This window comes from Spongiibacter sp. C9W (assembly GCF_057370015.1).
Genome location: NZ_CM170672.1, coordinates 1,466,223 through 1,483,167 on the forward strand (window position 1 = coordinate 1,466,223; position 16,945 = coordinate 1,483,167).

The 16,945-nt window shown below is 55.8% G+C and carries 11 protein-coding genes; 6 read left to right on the forward strand and 5 right to left on the reverse strand.

Translation table 11 applies throughout. The annotated features are described in order from the left end of the window. The first annotated feature begins 270 nt into the window (after window positions 1-270). Both AC2Q8J_RS06975 and AC2Q8J_RS06980 read left to right on the forward strand, forming a co-directional pair. Window positions 271-1,074 carry a DODA-type extradiol aromatic ring-opening family dioxygenase gene (locus AC2Q8J_RS06975; RefSeq protein WP_424144901.1) on the forward strand — a complete coding sequence of 268 codons (804 nt, stop codon included), beginning with the start codon at window positions 271-273 and terminating at the stop codon, window positions 1,072-1,074. Window positions 1,075-1,232: 158 nt separating this feature from the next. Further along, entirely contained in the window at window positions 1,233-2,495 is a 1,263-nt protein-coding gene (locus AC2Q8J_RS06980; protein WP_486452498.1) for an NADH:flavin oxidoreductase/NADH oxidase family protein, read from the forward strand. A gap of 15 nt (window positions 2,496-2,510) precedes the next feature. Here the strand turns inward: AC2Q8J_RS06980 and AC2Q8J_RS06985 are convergent, their stop codons facing one another. Further along, window positions 2,511-3,545, reverse strand: a complete 1,035-nt coding sequence (locus AC2Q8J_RS06985) for an esterase/lipase family protein (RefSeq protein ID WP_486452499.1) — start codon at window positions 3,543-3,545, stop codon at window positions 2,511-2,513. A gap of 105 nt (window positions 3,546-3,650) precedes the next feature. On the opposite strand from AC2Q8J_RS06985, the gene AC2Q8J_RS06990 reads away from it, so the two are divergent. Further along, complete coding sequence (locus AC2Q8J_RS06990; RefSeq protein ID WP_286694380.1) at window positions 3,651-4,550, forward strand: alpha/beta hydrolase; 900 nt, start codon at window positions 3,651-3,653, stop codon at window positions 4,548-4,550. Between the two features lie 16 nt (window positions 4,551-4,566). On the opposite strand, the gene AC2Q8J_RS06995 is transcribed toward AC2Q8J_RS06990, so the two are convergent. After that, on the reverse strand, window positions 4,567-6,261 hold the full coding sequence (locus tag AC2Q8J_RS06995) for an NAD-dependent malic enzyme (protein ID WP_486452500.1): 1,695 nt from the start codon (window positions 6,259-6,261) through the stop codon (window positions 4,567-4,569). 292 nt (window positions 6,262-6,553) lie between these two features. On the opposite strand from AC2Q8J_RS06995, the gene AC2Q8J_RS07000 reads away from it, so the two are divergent. After that, complete coding sequence (locus AC2Q8J_RS07000; protein ID WP_486452501.1) at window positions 6,554-7,012, forward strand: response regulator; 459 nt, start codon at window positions 6,554-6,556, stop codon at window positions 7,010-7,012. Here the strand turns inward: AC2Q8J_RS07000 and AC2Q8J_RS07005 are convergent. The 3 genes from AC2Q8J_RS07005 to AC2Q8J_RS07015 form a co-directional block, all read right to left on the reverse strand. After that, on the reverse strand, window positions 6,992-8,479 hold the full coding sequence (locus tag AC2Q8J_RS07005) for a PQQ-dependent sugar dehydrogenase (RefSeq protein WP_486452502.1): 1,488 nt from the start codon (window positions 8,477-8,479) through the stop codon (window positions 6,992-6,994). The genes AC2Q8J_RS07000 and AC2Q8J_RS07005 overlap by 21 nt on opposite strands. Window positions 8,480-8,521: 42 nt before the next feature. Next, entirely contained in the window at window positions 8,522-13,387 is a 4,866-nt protein-coding gene (locus AC2Q8J_RS07010) for an NAD-glutamate dehydrogenase (protein WP_486452503.1), read from the reverse strand. Window positions 13,388-13,515: 128 nt separating this feature from the next. Then, entirely contained in the window at window positions 13,516-13,983 is a 468-nt protein-coding gene (locus tag AC2Q8J_RS07015; protein ID WP_486452504.1) for a hypothetical protein, read from the reverse strand. A gap of 288 nt (window positions 13,984-14,271) precedes the next feature. Between AC2Q8J_RS07015 and AC2Q8J_RS07020 the strand changes: the two genes are divergently transcribed. Beyond that, entirely contained in the window at window positions 14,272-16,356 is a 2,085-nt protein-coding gene (locus tag AC2Q8J_RS07020; protein WP_486452505.1) for an LruC domain-containing protein, read from the forward strand. A 27-nt stretch (window positions 16,357-16,383) separates the two neighbouring features. Continuing rightward, a complete protein-coding gene (locus AC2Q8J_RS07025) occupies window positions 16,384-16,899 on the forward strand; it encodes a hypothetical protein (RefSeq protein WP_486452506.1) in 516 nt (171 codons plus the stop codon). Window positions 16,900-16,945: the final 46 nt, after the last annotated feature.

Consider the following 16,945-nt stretch of genomic DNA (forward strand, 5'->3'; position numbering starts at 1 on the left):
AGTTTATTCGGGACAGGCCATTCTGCCAGCGTGACAAAATTTAGAGTGGTCACTGACGCCTGTTACAGGCCACAGCGGAACGGCGTTGCTTCTACTTTCTTGGCTATGCTTTTGCATTTTTGCGCCCCATTATCGCCATTTTACCGCCCGATTCAATACAACTGCACAGGCGATGTATTGGCTTTTCTGCCCCTTTTAGACGATTTTTTGCGCCAGACAGCCCCACGGGAATTCCGTACTATGGCGGAATTACCCGTAACGGAGCAGTCAATGAGTACCACAGCTGGCGCGAGCATTCTGTTTATTCCCCACGGCGGCGGCCCGCTGCCCCTGCTGGGCGACCCCGGCCATGCCCGGCTGTGTGCCTTTCTAACGCAAATGGGGCAAAGCCTGCCAAGGCCGCAAGCGATTGTACTGATCAGCGCGCACTGGGAGGCCGAGCAAGCCCGGATTACCAGCGCCGCTCGCCCCGAGCTGATTTACGACTACAGCGGCTTTCCGCCGGAATCTTATCAACTGATGTATCCCGCCTCAGGCCATGCGACGCTGGCTTGCGAGCTGCAGCGCGCCCTCAGCAACGAAGGACTAATCGCTCATCTTGATGCAACGCGCGGCTTCGACCACGGTATGTTTGTGCCGCTAACGCTGATGTACCCCAATGCAGATATTCCCGTTGTGCAGCTTTCGCTGTTGAGCAGCCTCGATGGCGCAGAGCATATCGCCATGGGACGCGCCTTACGGGTATTGCGTGACCGCCGACTATTGGTGTTAGGTAGCGGCGCCACCTATCACAACCTGCAAGCCTATTTTGCCGGCACGATGGACCGCGACGCCCACCACCAGTTTGAAAACTGGCTGGCGCAACAGTGCTGCGACGAAACGCTCTCCGACGATACCCGACAAACTGCACTTGCCCACTGGCAGCGCGCGCCGGGGGCACTTCACTGCCACCCTCGCGCGGAGCATTTAATGCCACTGCAGGTCTGCGCAGGCATGGCCCGAGGCCCCGCTCAACGAGTATTTTTTGACGAGGTCATGGGCGAACTCAGCAGCGCATTTTTGTGGCAATACTAGGGCTGGCCCACCCTCATCGCACTGCAGCTGCTAAGGGCAAATGGCACCTGTCCTTTGGATCGCCACTAATGAACACTTGTTAATTTATTTTTATCCGCCAGCCGACTACACTGGGCCTCGCCACCGATCACCACAACAATAAACACAGGACCCCGGCTATGCCAAAACTCAGCGACCCCCTTACGCTTCCCTGCGGCGCAACACTGCCCAACCGCTTGCTGAAATCTGCGATGACAGAGGGCCTCGCCGACGAGCACGATCACGCCACCCCGCGGCTCGCCAGACTTTACCAAGCATGGTCGGAGGGCGGCACAGGCACCCTGGTAACCGGTAACGTGATGGTCGACCACCGTTTTTTAGAGCGCCCGGGCAATGTGGTGATCGACCACAACGGCGGCGAAGAGCAGCTGAAACACTGGGCAAAAGCCGGGCAGGTCGCCGGTAACCAGTTGTGGATGCAAATCAACCATCCGGGGCGACAGTGCCAAAAGGTCGTATCGCACCAGCCACTGGCCCCCTCGGATGTGGGCATTGACCTAGCCGGGATGTTCGGCAAACCGCGCCCCATGACCGAAGACGACATCGAGCGTGCAATCAGTGGCTATGCACGCGTTGCCGGCATCGCCAAGGAAACCGGCTTTAGCGGCGTACAGATTCACGCTGCCCACGGCTACTTGATCAGCCAATTTCTGTCGCCGCTGGCAAACCGCCGCCAGGATCAGTGGGGCGGTAGTCTGGAGAATCGCGCTCGCTTCCTGCTGGAGGTTATTCGCCGCTGTCGCGAGGCGGTCGGCCCCGAATTCCCGATAGCCCTGAAACTCAACTCCGCCGATTTTTCCAAGGGTGGCTTTAGTCACGACGAAAGCCTGCAAGTCGCGGCTTGGGTGTCGGAAGCCGGCATCGACTTGCTGGAGATTTCCGGAGGCACTTACGAAAAACTGGCACTGATGGGCGACCAGGAAGAAGGCGCCGCCGCCAGCCAAGCGCGGGAGGCCTATTTTTTGGACTACGCCAAAGGCATTCGCGACGTCACCTCAATACCCCTAGCGGTTACCGGCGGCTTCCGCAGCTATAACGCCATGCAAGCCGCACTGGATAGTGGCGCGATGGATGTGGTGGGCATCGCGCGGCCACTGTGCATGGAGCCCGATGTAAAACCCCTGTTGCGTGGAGAAAAACTTGGTTTTCGCGCCTGGGAAAAAGAGCTGCGCATCGGCCCCGGCTGGCTCGGCCCCAACAGCCCCAACCGCACCCTTCGCACCCTGAATTTTGGTCTGGCGACCCAGTGGTACTACCAACAAATCATCAACCTCGCCGAGGGCAAACCGCCAGTCGAAGACACCGGCCTGCTGCGCCGCGCCGCCAAGCACATGATCGGCGAACGCAAATTGGCGAAGCGCCGAGTGGCGCGGAACAGCTAGAGCGATTGCAGCCCTCTACTCAGGCTGCACTGCCGACTGCGCATAGGGTTTCAAGGGCGGTTCTTCGGTCACTAATGATAGGTCGGGGAAACCCTGACCGCCTTCGCTGGCAAACACATCGATAAAATCGGTAAGCAGGCTTGGCGATAGCGCCGGCTCGGGTAAAAATGGCAGTAAACCACATATCTCGCCGCCGGCCCGCTCTGGGCTGGCTGGCCCATTGTTGGCCAGCGCGTCGAGCACCAGCTCGTAGGTCGCACGGTCGGTCAAACCGATCGTTGCATGCTCGACGATGCGTCCCGGGCAAACATCTTGAATCAGAATATTGGCAACTCTGGGGTTGTCCTGCTGCCAATCCAACGCCGCCGTTGGCACTGGTGACACCGGCTGCACCAGCTCGTCAAACTGGGTGTAGATATTGGTGTAATCAATATCACCCGGCGTTTCATCGTCGCTATTCAGCGCCTGCATATAGTTCGACTCTTGTCCGAACTGAAAAAATACTGCCGGCATAGGCAGGCCAAGCGCTGTTAATTGCGCAAATTCCAGGCCGTGGTTAGGCGTAGCCAGAAGAATCATATCCTCAATCTTGTCGCGCAGGCTCGGCCACCAACGCACTGCCCAGCGCGGCCCCATACCGCCCTGACTATGGCCAACAATGGATACCTTGCGCCCGGAGTCGGCAATTTGATCAATCGCATTCACCACATATTCGGCGGCAATCTGCGCATCACTTAACCCGCGGTTGGGGTAGGTCACAATACAAACATCGTAACCCTCGCCCAACAGCAGGGGCTCGTAATTCCACGTCCACTGCTCTTCGCCGTGGGTAAACGTGCCGTGCACCAGCAGCACAACAGGCCCGCTCTCGGTGAAGGGGTTACAGACCAGCCCCTCGTTGAGCACCGACATTTCTGTTTCAAAGGTCGGCTCAGAAAAACGCTCACCGGAGGAACCGGAGCCCGACGAGGAGCCTCCACAGGCGGTTAATACCGCGATGAATAACAACCCCAGTGTTGTGAGACGTCCTTTTTTCACATGGTCAAACATGGCTTACCCTCGGTAGGTTTAGCGCTTGGCGCTGCGAGATCGCTCATTGTTTGGCAAGGCGCGCAGCTGATCAATCGTCCGTTTACATAATTATAGAGAGACGCTATGAGCCTACCACGCAAGGATGTCGAATTTTTAAGCCAGGGCACTCGCTGCCGCGCATGGCATTACCCCACGGCCACACCACAAGCCTGCATTGTGATGGCGCACGGTTTGGGCGGTACACGGGATGCGGGCCTGGAGCCCTACGCCCAGCGGTTTGCCGACGCGGGCTTTGCAGTGCTGCTATTTGACTACCGCCACTTTGGCGCCTCTGACGGTGAACCCCGGCAATTGCTGTCTGTTTCCAAACAGCTGCAGGATTGGCGCGCCGCCATCAGTTTTGCTGAAACCCTGCCCAATGTTGACGCCAAGCGCATTGCGCTGTGGGGCAGTTCGTTCTCGGGTGGACATGTGATCAGTACGGCGGCCGCCGATAAGCGTGTGGCAGCGGTGGCTGCTCAGGGGCCGATGATGGACGGTCTGGCCTCGGTAGCGGCCATGCTCGGCTATGCAGGCGTCGGCCGGCTACTCAAACTCAGCGCCTACGGCGTGGCCGACCTGGCCAAATCCGCCCTTGGCGGCTCACCGGTGATGGTGCCCATTATCGCTAAGCCCGGTGGCTTTGCCGCCATGAGCAGCCACGACGCCTGGAGTGGCTACCGCGCTATTCAACCCGACAACTGGCAAAATGCCATGGCTGGCCGCCTGGCCCTGGCGCTAGGCACCTATCGCCCCACACTCAAGGCAAAGCAAGTCCATTGCCCTGCGCTGATTCAAGCCTGTTTGCGCGACACCGTGGCACCGGCTTCGGCAGCGATCAAGCTGGCGCATAAGCTCGGCGCGAAAGCCACGCTCAAACAATACGATATCGGCCATTTCGATATTTATGTTGGCGAGGCGTTTGAACAGGCGGTGAGTGATCAGATCGCCTTTTTCCAAAAGCACTTAAACGGCACTCAATAACCAACCTGCACCGGCGTCAACGCGCTCTCGCCGCGATGCGCCGGTATTCTCGGTAACTCGGCGTCCAGAAGTTGCGCTCTATATCTGCGCGTAACTCTTCGTCACTGCGCTCGCGGGCCAGGCCTTGCGCCTGAGCCACTTTGGCAACGGCAAAGGCGATGGCACGACTCAACTCAGCGAGCTCGGTTAGCGGCGGCAGCACCCTATTGCGTTTATCGTGATACTGGCTAGCGGCTTCAGCGAGGCAACGACTGGCGGCCATTAACATTTCGTCGCTGACGCGGCTGGCCCGACTGGCCACCACTCCCAAGCCAATTCCAGGGAAGATATAACTGTTATTGCACTGCGAAATCTCGTAGCGTTGCTGCGCGTATTCCACCGCTGAGAACGGGCTGCCGGTGGCGACGATAGCCTGCCCATCGGTCCATTCAAGAATCTGCTGCGGCCGCGCCTCAACATGCTTTGATGGGTTACTTAATGGCAGGATGATGGGCCGCTCACAACGCTGGTGCAGACGGCGAATTGCCTCTTCGGTAAACAGACCAGGCTTGCCGGAAACACCTATCAGCACACCTACATCGAGATTACTCACGACATCCAACAGACTGGGATAGTCGCCATCATACTGCCAGGCCGATACCGCCGATTCGGGCTGAGCCAGCGCCGCCTGAAAATCCAACAGCCCGTCCATGCGCTGCATAAGTAATCCAAAGCGGTCGATCATGTAGAGTTGGGCGCGAGCTTCGGCGTCGCTCAAGCCCTCTTCCACCATTGCACGAATCAATTGCTCGGCAATGCCACAGCCCGCCGACCCCGCACCGACGAACACGATATTCTGATCCCGCAACCGTTCGCCCTTGCGCTTACACGCGGAAAGTACCGTCCCCAGAGTGACGGCAGCGGTTCCCTGAATATCATCGTTAAAGCAACAAACACGCTCTTTATGCCGCTGTAAAATCGGCATGGCATTGGGCTGAGCAAAATCCTCAAACTGAATCAGCACACCTGGCCAGCGCTGTTGCGCCGCGTCGATAAACTGGTCGACAAAGGCGTTGTACTCATCCTTTTCAATACGCGGGTGACGCATACCCATATACATGGGGTCGTCGAGCAATGTTTGATTATTCGTGCCCACATCCAACACAACCGGCAATGTGTACGCGGGGCTAATTCCACCGCAGGCGGTATACAAAGATAGTTTGCCTATGGGAATGCCCATTCCGCCAATGCCCTGGTCGCCCAGACCCAACACACGCTCACCGTCGGTGACCACCAGCACTTTTACTCGGTCCTTGCTGACACTGTGCAAAATGTCATCCAAGTAGTCACGGTCCTCATAGGAGACAAAGATGCCGCGGGCACTGCGATAAATGTCGGAAAAATGCTCGCAAGCCTCGCCTACCGTCGGGGTGTAGATAATGGGCAACATCTCTTCAAGGTGATCATTCAGCAGGCGATAGAACAGGGTTTCATTGTTGTCTTGCACCGCCCGCAGGTAGATATGTTTATTGATCGGCTCATCGAAGCTGCAGTACTGCATATAGGCACGTTCGACTTGCTCGTCGATATTTTCGTAGCGCGGCGGCAACAGCCCCATCAAGTTAAAGCTGCGACGCTCCTTTTCAGTAAATGCCGAGCCTTTATTTAGCAGCGGGGTTTCCAACAACATGGGGCCTGCGTAAGAGATATACAGCGGTTTCTCAGAATTCATAATGGACTCGTATCGGAGGGGTATAAACAGCTTCTCGGCGCGTCATTCTACACATGAATAACGCCAATCACAAAATAAATACCACTAAAGTCTATGCGACGATTGCCAAGCTCGCACAGGGTAACACGCCCCATGCAAACTGCTATGCAAGCTGCGACGCAAGCACAAAAACGGTAACGAAATAAAATAAATACTCTTTACTTTCAATGACTTAAATAAGGAACAAAACTTGCAACCAATTACCTCAGGAACTTCACACTGCGCAGTAGATATGCGCGCCGGAGCGTTTTGGATGCGTAACATTGCGAATCACCCCAGCCCGATTGAGTCGTCACGCATACTCATTATCGATGACTCTCCCGTAGAGCTGTTCCGAATGGAGGCCTTACTAACGAGGCATCACTTTGAAGCCCTGTGTTGTAACGACCCCAGCAAAGCACTGCAAATTTTACTGACTGAGCATATCGACATTGTGCTTTGCGACTGGCAAATGCCCAAGATCACTGGATTAGCGCTCTGCCAAACCATTAGTCAGAGCCCTGCAATGGGCGCACCCTATTTCATTATGCTAACGGGGCGGAAAGACCGGGCAGACATGATCGCAGCCATGGACGCGGGCGCCGACGACTTTATCTGCAAGCCCGCCGCCAGCGAAGAGCTTCGCGCTCGCATTCAGGCAGGCTTGAGGCGCTTGGACAGGGAGCGTTCCATGATGATGCGCCAGCAACCGCTACTTCTCTGCGGAGAATAAATACACCATTAACGCCTCGCGCTGCGCTTCATTTAAATTTAGCTGAGGCATCGGTGGTGTCGGCGTTATAAAAAAGCTCATCAAGCTCTGCGCAGAATAACGCTCTGCCAACCCTTGCAGGGGGCGCAATCCTTTACCCTCATGACACTCGGCGCAGGCATAGCGTTCATATAAGCTACCACCCATTGCCACAAGCCGCTCGCGATCGCGCTGACTGTAGTCGCGCAGTGGATCGGTTTGGTCGCGCTCACCACGGGTATTAACCGCTGCGCGACTGGCTTCACCGCGGTGCACACGATAGACCCGGCCACTGTAATCATCGGAGATAAATATCTCTCCGCTTGCCGCCTCCACAACATCCACTGGGCGACCCAGCAAGCTGTCGGCCTGCAGGAAGTCACTTAAAAAGTCGCGCTGGATAATACTGCCATCTTGCTGCCAGTGAAGTGACACCACCTTGTAACCATCTGGCTCACTGCGATTCCAGGAGCCGTGCAAGGCCACAAGGGCCGAGCGCGCGTAAGGCCTGTCCTGGTGCCGCAAAAAACGAATACCGAGGGGGGCATTGTGCGCGGGGAAATTATGGGCAGGCGGTCTGTTTTGTGGCAAACCTTGCGGAATTTTCTCACCGAAGTCCGGGTCCAGCTGATCCGCATTGTAGTAGGGCCAACCATAGAAGCCGCCCTTCACCACCTCATTCAGCTCGCAGGGCGGGAAGTTGTCACCCAATAAATCGCGGCCATTATCGGTGGCGAAAAGCCGCTGATCCCAGGGTGTCCAGTCAAAGCCAACACTGTTGCGTAAACCGCGCGCATAGATTTCCAGACCACTGCCATCCGCTTGCATGCGCATGATCGTCGCGCGTTGCGGATCACTTTCTTCACACACATTGCAGGTGGACCCAGAGCTGAGATACAGCCAACCATCTGGGCCAAACGCTATGGTTTTTGTCCAATGGTTGCCGCCATCGCCAAATCCACTCACCAACCGCTGGTAGTCGCCTTGGATGCGGCCATCACTGCCCAGCGCCACGCGACCAATTGCATTCGACTCGGCAACGTATAAGTGATTTTCTCGCAATGCCAGGCCATGCGGCCGCGTCAGCCCTGCCAGTACGACCTCTTGAGCGTCGGGCAAGCCATCACCATTGCGGTCTGCAGCAAGACGCAGCACTTCACCGGTGCGCGGGCGACTGACAAAAAGATCGCCACCTGAGGTGATGGCAAGAAAACGAATATTTCCCAGACCACTGGCATACACATCAACGCGATACCCCTCCGCGACTGTCAGATCAGTACCGCCATCCATCGGCGCGGCATCGCTGTAGCCGACGGCCGCATGCAACAGCGCCCGAGAGGCCGTCGCCATACCCGGCGAGCCAAATTGAATCAAGACAAACGGGCTGGCGACAATCAAAATCAGGCAGAGTAACAGCGCAGAAAAAACAAAGACCAACGTGCGTTTCAAAAGTGTATTTCCCCTTAGTATATATTTCGGCTCAACAGCGCCTTATGACGCCTCACCGGCTTCGCCAGTAGCGTATGGCAGCGACGAATCAGGCAGTTGAGCCAACGACGCGTCAACCAAATCCTGAAGCTCTCGCAACACCACAGTGAACACCGACAAATCCTCGGCTGCCGCAATTCTGACACTGTCGATGATGGTATTGTAACGGCTCAAGCGCGACTGATTGCCAGTTTGCCAGCTATCGAGTATGTCAGACAAAGTCCGTTGCGCGTCGCTCAATAGGCCAATGCTTAGCTGGCGCAACAACGACTCCAGGCTATCCACATAGGACTCCCGCGCCAGGTCCTGCCAACGCCCACCCGGCTGCCAGGAAATTAACACCTGCAGCGCCCAATCCATTTGCAAGGTTTCTAGCAGAGCGAACTGCAACTTGCTGAAACGCTCTGCCGGGCAATTAACTTCCAGGGCTGCATCCACGCAGCCTGGCAGCATAAAATAGGCATCAAATGCCGCAATCGTGGTCGCCAATTCTTCCGGCACCCCGGCATCTATCCAGCGCGCGCTTCTGCTGCGGTATTCCTCTGCCCATACACCGCGCAGATTCTCCACCACGCCCGGCATGAGCGCGGCGAAGCCCGGCTGCATTTTTTCAATCAATCGCGACGGCTGTATGTTGTGGATATTTCGCAAAAACCAGCGCGTGCTGCGTCGCCCAAGGCGCATAATCTGGTGAAACAAGGCGTACTGCACGGTGCTATCGACACCTTGGTCCAACGCTTCTACGCGGCGCCACAGCCCCTCAATGCCAAATAACTCGACGACGGTGACAAACGCACAGGCTGTCTCTACTGCTGTTGCCCCCAGGGAGATTTCCTGACGATGGCTGTAGCGAAAGCCCATGATGTTCACCAGCTCATTGGCCAACTGCGTGGCAATGATTTCCCTGGCCAGACGGTGGTCGCGAATTTGTGAGGCATAGTCGCGACGAAGACGCTGAGGGAAGGCCCTGTATACACGCTCAAGCAACCAGGGGTCGTCGGTATCCGCCAGCGCCATTAACTGTTCCTTAAGCTCAACTTTGGCGTAGGAAACCAGCAGCGCTAATTCCGGTCGCGTCCAGCTTTTCCCCTCGCTGTGCAGCTCGTTAATACGCTCGTTATCAGGCAAAAACTCCAACTCTCGATTCAGCGCCCCCGTCTCTTCCAGATGCTCAACAAAGCGAAGGTAGTCGTGGTGGTGCTTATCGCGGCTATAGCTTGCCAGGCTGATTGCCAGGGTCTGACGGTAGTTGTTATGCAATACCAAGGACGCCACATCATCCGTCATATCGGCAAGCAGCTGATTGCGCTGCTTGGATGTTAAGTCCTCGGACTCGAGCTGTGCATTGAGCAGAATCTTTATATTTACTTCGTGATCGGAACAATCCACACCAGCAGCGTTATCGATAAAGTCGGTATTACAAATACCGCCATTGCGACAAAACTCCAGACGCCCGAGCTGGGTAACGCCGAGATTTCCGCCCTCGCCAAATACCCGGCAACGCAGCTCGCTGCCATTTATCCGCAACGGGTCATTGGCGCGATCACCAACATCGGCATGACTTTCTTCCGCGGCTTTTACATAGGTGCCAATGCCGCCGTTCCAAATCAGGTCTACCTTGGCCTGCAGCAGGCGGCGAATCAGTTGCGTGGGAGTGAGTGCGGCGTCGTCACAGGCTAGTAGCTGCTGCATTTCCGGCGACAATGGCACCTGCTTGGCGCTGCGCGAGAAGACGCCACCGCCCGTCGAGATCAATTCGGTACTGTAGTCGGCCCAACTCGACCGAGGCCGCTCAAATAGGCGTTTGCGCTCCTGCCAGGAAGCTTCTGCATCGGGCGCTGGGTCAATAAAAATATGCAGGTGGTTGAAGGCGGCAACCACCTTCAGCGACTTGGACAACAACATGCCGTTACCAAATACATCCCCGCCCATGTCGCCGATACCAATCACCGTCACCGGATCGCGCTGCACATCAATACCAAGCTCACGGAAGTGCCGCTGCACCGCGACCCAAGCACCCCTGGCAGTAATTCCCATCGCTTTGTGGTCATAACCGTTACTGCCCCCGGAGGCAAAGGCATCGCCCAGCCAAAAGCCGCGACTGAGGGCAATATCATTGGCAATATCGGAAAAACTCGCCGTGCCCTTATCCGCCGCAACCACCAAGTAGGGGTCGTCGTCATCGCGACAAACGACAGACTCGGGCGGCACCACACGATCACCCTCGCGGTTATCGGTAATATCCAACAGGCTGCCAATAAACAATTTGTAGCAGGCCACGCCCTCGGAAAACAGCTCCTCTCGCGACTCAAGCTGCGCCGAGCGTCGGGCGACAAAGCCCCCTTTAGCACCGGTGGGAACTATGACGGCATTTTTCACCTGCTGCGCTTTTACCAGCCCCAGGATTTCGGTGCGGTAGTCCTCCAGACGGTCGGACCAGCGTATGCCGCCGCGCGCAACTTTGCCGCCCCGCAGATGGACGCCTTCCACTCGCGGCGAAAACACAAATATCTCGTACTCCGGGCGTGGTGCTGGCGCAAAACTAAGATCGCGGGTGCTGATCTTCAACGCAATACAATCGCGGTATTGCAGCGCGTCATCCTGTTGAAAGAAGTTACACCGCAGCGTGGCGTCGATACACTCAAGGTATTGCCGCAGCACCTGATCCTCATTGAGGTTTTGCACTTCATCCAGCGCATGAAGAATGCCGTCTCGTAGCTTATTTTCCCGCTCTTCACTGCTTTTTTGCGCGCCGCGCCTCGGATCAAACAGGCAGCGAAACAAGGCCATTAAATCACGAGTAATATCGACATTGCTGCTCAACACCGAGGCGATAAAGTCCAAGCTCAACAGTGAGCCGAGCTGCTTGATGTAGCGCGCATAGGCGCGAATCAGCGCCACAGAACGCCAGTCCAATCTGGCGCCAATGACTAGACGATTGAAGCTGTCATTCTCGGCCTTGCCCTGCCAGATCGCGCGCAAAGCGTCTTCATAGCTGTCGCGCACTGACTCCAGATTAAGCTTCCTACCGCCGCCCAGATCGTGCTCCAACACGAAGTCGTGCATCCAGATATCGCTTTCACCGTCGGGGCAAATTTGATACGGGTGCTCCACCAATACCCGCGAGCCCATTTTTTCCAACATCGGCAATATATCTGATAGCTGCAGCGATTCTTCGCGATGAAACAGCTTTAAGCGCAAGCGATTATCGTCACTGCCGGCCTGATGAAAAAGGCTGATGCTGATATCACTGCTGTCTGTAAGGCGCCGACAGAGCTCAATATCATTCACCGCCAGCAGCGGCGAAAAACGATCCCGATAAGCCGCCGAAAATGCCTGCTGGTATTGCAGGGCTAGCGAGCGACCGGTTTCCTCGCCATGACGCTCAATACACAGCTCGGTAAAGCGCTGCCGCCAGTCCCGGCACAATTCAATAATCTCAGCTTCCAGGGCTCCGCGATCAAGCTGACGAAATTGCTGATCGTGAATGCGGTAAACCAACTGCATGCGCGCCAGCACCGATTCCGAAAGAAACTGCGTGGACAACTCACAATCGCTACTGCCAATGGCTTGCCCAAGCAGTCGTTCGATGTCCTTTTCCATCTTTACCGCTTCGCGCGGCAAGTAAACGATGCAGCTCACGAATTTTTCAAAGCGATCAACGCGCAGCACCAATTTCACTGCGCGCCGCTCGTAAATTTTCCAAATTGCCAGGAGCGCGTCGAGCAGGTCGCTTTGCTCAGCCTGAATGAGCTCGTCTCTGGGGTGGCGCTCAATGATCAGCGCGAAGGTTTTGCCATTGTGGCTGGCGCCATCAAGCTGGGAGTGGTGTCGCAACCATTGCGCCTTGCTGCGCAGTAGCGGTATTCGCTCGACACTGTGGTAGTACATACCAGCGGTATACAGGCCGAGCACCCTTGTCTCACCAACCGCCTGGCCCTGCTCATTGAAACGTTTTATCACGATATAGTCGGCGTAAACGTGGCGGTGTACCGTCGATTTTTGCGAGGTTTTCGTAAACGCCAATGCCGATCGCTGGGCGTAGAAGTCGGCAAAGCCCTGGCACAATTCAGTCAAGGCAACAGCGGGCAGTGGCGCGCGCTTACCCATTAGGCCCAACTGATTATCCGGTACCTCGGCAATGTAGGGTTGATCATTTTGGCTGGAGAGAAGAAAGTCCGACATCCCCAAAAACGTGAAATTGCCATCGCGCAGCCAACGCAGAAACACGGCCTCTTCGTTATCCTCCCCAAAGGTTCGCTCACTTTCGTCGATACAGGCCTGCAAACGCTCAAGCATCGCCGGGAAGTGCTCGACAACTCGCTCAACGTCGTCACTGGCGGTGCGCAGATCGGAAGTCAATGCATGAAGCACGCTCTGATCACTGCAGGTGTCTATCAATACATAGCCGACACTTTCGCAACAGGCGTCACTATTGCGATTCGTCGAGAGCGACTCCAATATTCCCTCAGGGCTGCGTTCAACCCACATTAAGTTGCTCTCAAACACGTGCACATTGAGATTGGAGTTATTCAACGCGATACGCAGAGAATCAACGAGAAATGGGCGATCGGGCTGGCAGTAGTAGATTACGGTGTGCTTACTTAACCAACCGTCGCTTTCCAGGTCCGGATTAAAGACTTTGACCAATGACTCCGATTCAGCGCGCTGGGAGACAAAGTCATACAAGCCATATAACAAACCGAAGTTAGCATCAGCTTCCCAACTCAGCTGGCTCTCGTCAGGGTGAACATGTACCACCTGATCGAGAAACTGACGAAAAACCTTCGCGTCACTCCCATCCAGCTGTTTATCCGCAACCGTTGCGATACGCTTGAGTAATTGCTGCCTAATGTTCAGGTTAGTCATATCAACGGTCTCACTCTGCAAAAAAGCAAAGCGGCCTGCCAGACACGCCGCTCAACCTGAGTCTAGCAGCTGTCTGGCAGGCCGCCCGCAAGGCCGCAAGCGCCGTCACACATGGCAGCAAAGGCGCATTAGTATTCGCGAATAATCACCCGCGTGCTCCAGTCATTACCCTTACCATGAACCCGGTGGTTTTTGTGGGGACGGTGGCCGCCCTTGTGATAGTGCCGGTCGTAGCGGCTGCTGTGGTGACGCCAATAGTCGCGTTTGTGATGGTGTTTGCCATAGTGGGGGCGGCTGTAATCGTAAGCGCCATCATCGTAGCCATCTCGATAGCCGGATCGATAGGCATGCTGATAACCGCGCCGGTAATTAGGGTGCTTCGCCACCCGGTGACCACAATGTGCATGGTGACGGTGCACATATCTGGCGTCGCTATCGTGCGCGGCGTAAACCACTGCGGCACCCAGCAACACCGCGGCAGCAACCTCAGCATTGTCGGCACGCGCCTGGCTTGGCAATGCCATTGTGCCGACCAACAACACGACCACCGCCGCCAATAGATGGTTTTCTGACGACACTCTACCTGTCTTGTTCATCGCTATATCCTCCATTAGAGTTTTTAGCCTAATCAGGTTTGCCTTAACCCCAACTGAAGCACCTAACCTCCACACTTTTGTGCCTGCCGGACCAGGCCCGCCCTCAGCGCCACTCGGTTCACAACACCGCCCACTTGAGCGAGGGACTACGCATTTAGCGTCGTAATTTGCGAAAAACCGATAGAGCTTCCCGCCAAAAACCCCAAACCCATGAAATAAAAGGATTTTTTAATTGGTATCAATTTTGCGATTAGTAGGACATCTGCCAACGAATAAGTGATGACCAATATGAAACGCAAAATTCTGGGCCTTGTAAGCCTGCTTTCATGCACCACCTCGCTGACGTATGCCCTGCCCTTTGAGCGCTGCCCCGGGGAGGCCTTTCTTATTCAAGACAGGATGGCGCAGCTGTACAGCGTCGATCTCGCCACCGGCTTCAGTAAGCCGCTGAGCACGCCGGGTTGGACGAGTGCCAAAATGAATGCTCTCGCCTTCAATTTAAGTGACAGCTATCTCTACGCCTACAACTACGAAACGGGCTCTATCAGCCGCCTTGGCGCTGACAACAGCGTGGCGGAACTCAATGCCAATATGCAGGGCTTAAGTTTTTTTGTCGGTGATATATCGCCCACGGAAAACGCCTACTACTTCTACCGAAGCGGTAGCGATTACGGTCTGTATCGGCTCTCGTTGGACAGTCTCAGCGATGACTATCTATCGCTGCAGAAAGTTATTTCCGGCGCGGCACTGAATCTCAAGATTTACGATATGGCCTTCCACCCCAGCAACGGCATGGTCTATGCCGTGGATAACCAAGGCGCACTTTGGAAGATAGATATTTCGAACAACACCGCTGAAAAGCTCGGCAATACCGGCGAATCAGGAACGTTTGGCGCCGCCTATTTCGACGTTGATGGCAACCTCTATATTTCCCGCAACAACGATGGCCTCATCTTCCAAATTGACGTTTCACAAAGCACGCCGAAAGCCGTTCGCTTTGCCTCTGGCCCGGCCTCCAGCAACAACGATGGCGCCCGATGTGCGCTGGCCCCTATCGTTACCAGCGGCATCGCCATTGCGGATTTCGGCAGCGCTCCGGACAGCTACGCTAGCTCGCTGCAAAACAACGGTGCCCGCCATGCCAAGGGCAACGGCGAGCTATATCTGGGCGCGAGCATCAGCTACGAAGCCGACGCCAAGCTGTCCGAACTAGGCAACGCGACAACCGAGAATGATGGCGTTGCCTTTCTTAATACGCCTCTGCGTGGGAAAAGCGCATTAGTGTCAGTTGAAAGCAGCGGCGCAGGTTTGCTCAGTGCCTGGGCGGATTGGAATGGCGACGGCAATTTCAGCGACGACGAACAGTGGTTGGTGGACCATCCAGTCGCGGCCGGAGCGGCAATGCTCTCCTATACCGCCCCCACCGATGCAGCGATCGGTGGTAGCTGGATGCGCTTTCGCTTGAGTACCACACCCGGGCTGACCAGTCAGGGGGGTGCACCCGACGGCGAGGTGGAAGATTACGCCATTGAGATTGCTGAACAGCCCGCCACCACCATTTTTTACCCCGGTGAAAATGACCGCGCGACACTGGCCTTTGAGGATAATTGGCCGCTGACGGGCGACTACGATATGAATGATGTAGTCATTCAATACCGCTTAGCCAAACGCCAACTCGGCGACTCGCTGACCCATATCGAGATAGAAGGGGAAGTCGTCGCACATGGCGCGAGTTACCACAATGGCTTTGCTTTCCGCCTTCCCGGACTTAACCGCGACGATGTTATCGAAGCGTTGAGCCACCTATCGATCAACGGCCTTCCACAAGCCAGCGTCATGGAGCCAGATCAAGATGACGCCATTGTGATCATCGCAGAGGACCTTCACCAATACACCACCCCGGGGGAAAACTGCCGCTACTACCGCACCGAGCCCGGCTGCGGTTCGAACATACAAATGCGTTTTAGTGCCACGATCACGCTGCAAACAGGCGTGCCATCAGAGCGCCTTGGCGACTTCCCCTTCGACCCATTTCTTTTCGCCACGCCAGGCTACGCAAGAAACTATCTGTTTGGAGAAGCACCGGGACGCCGCTTCGAAATTCATCTCAGGGGTATGGCCCCAACAAGCGCCTTTCAACAGAATTTTCTTGGCAGAGGTGACGACGCCAGCAATACCAACGTGTACTACGTCAACCAAAACAACATGCCCTGGGCAATGAACATACCGGCAAAATGGGACTACCCCTCAGAGTACATGGACATTCACTACGCCTACCCCAAATTCCACGACCACATACGCTCGTCGGGAAAAGAACACCTGGACTGGTACAACCGTGAAAACGCCAACACCAAAAACATTTTCAACCGCTAAACACGGCGACACACCGAGGTCACTATTATGAGCAGCCACTCACTTATCGCACCACTCTGCCTTAGCCTTGCCATTACCGCCTGTGGTGGTGGAGGTGGTGGCGGCGGCGGCGGTGGAAACAATACGGCAAGTACTGCCGACAGCGACAGCGCAAACATCACCCCAGCGCCCGTTCAGCAGCCCGTCGCTGTCGACGAACCGCAGCCGCCCGCGGAAACCACCGCCGATTTACAAGTGCCCGAGGGCTTTGATCTTCGCCAAGACTACACGCTGACCGTCACCAGTTACATTGGCGACAGCGGTGGCAATGAATTCCTGACTATTTGCCGCAACTACAGCGAAAATGCCGACGGCTTCGACGTCGACTTAAAAAGCTGCCTATTGAAAACCTACGTCGCAGGAAACAGCGATTACACCGTGCAAGCTAGCAATACTGACGACACCTTGCTGGTGAGCATCTGGAAACTCGATACCCCGGATCAGACCCAGCATCGCGTCTGGCAGCGGCAGTACCGCGATGAGGAATTTATTGAAATTCGCTAAGGCCCATCACCCCTACATGACAAAAAGTTATAGCACCGGCACTTGA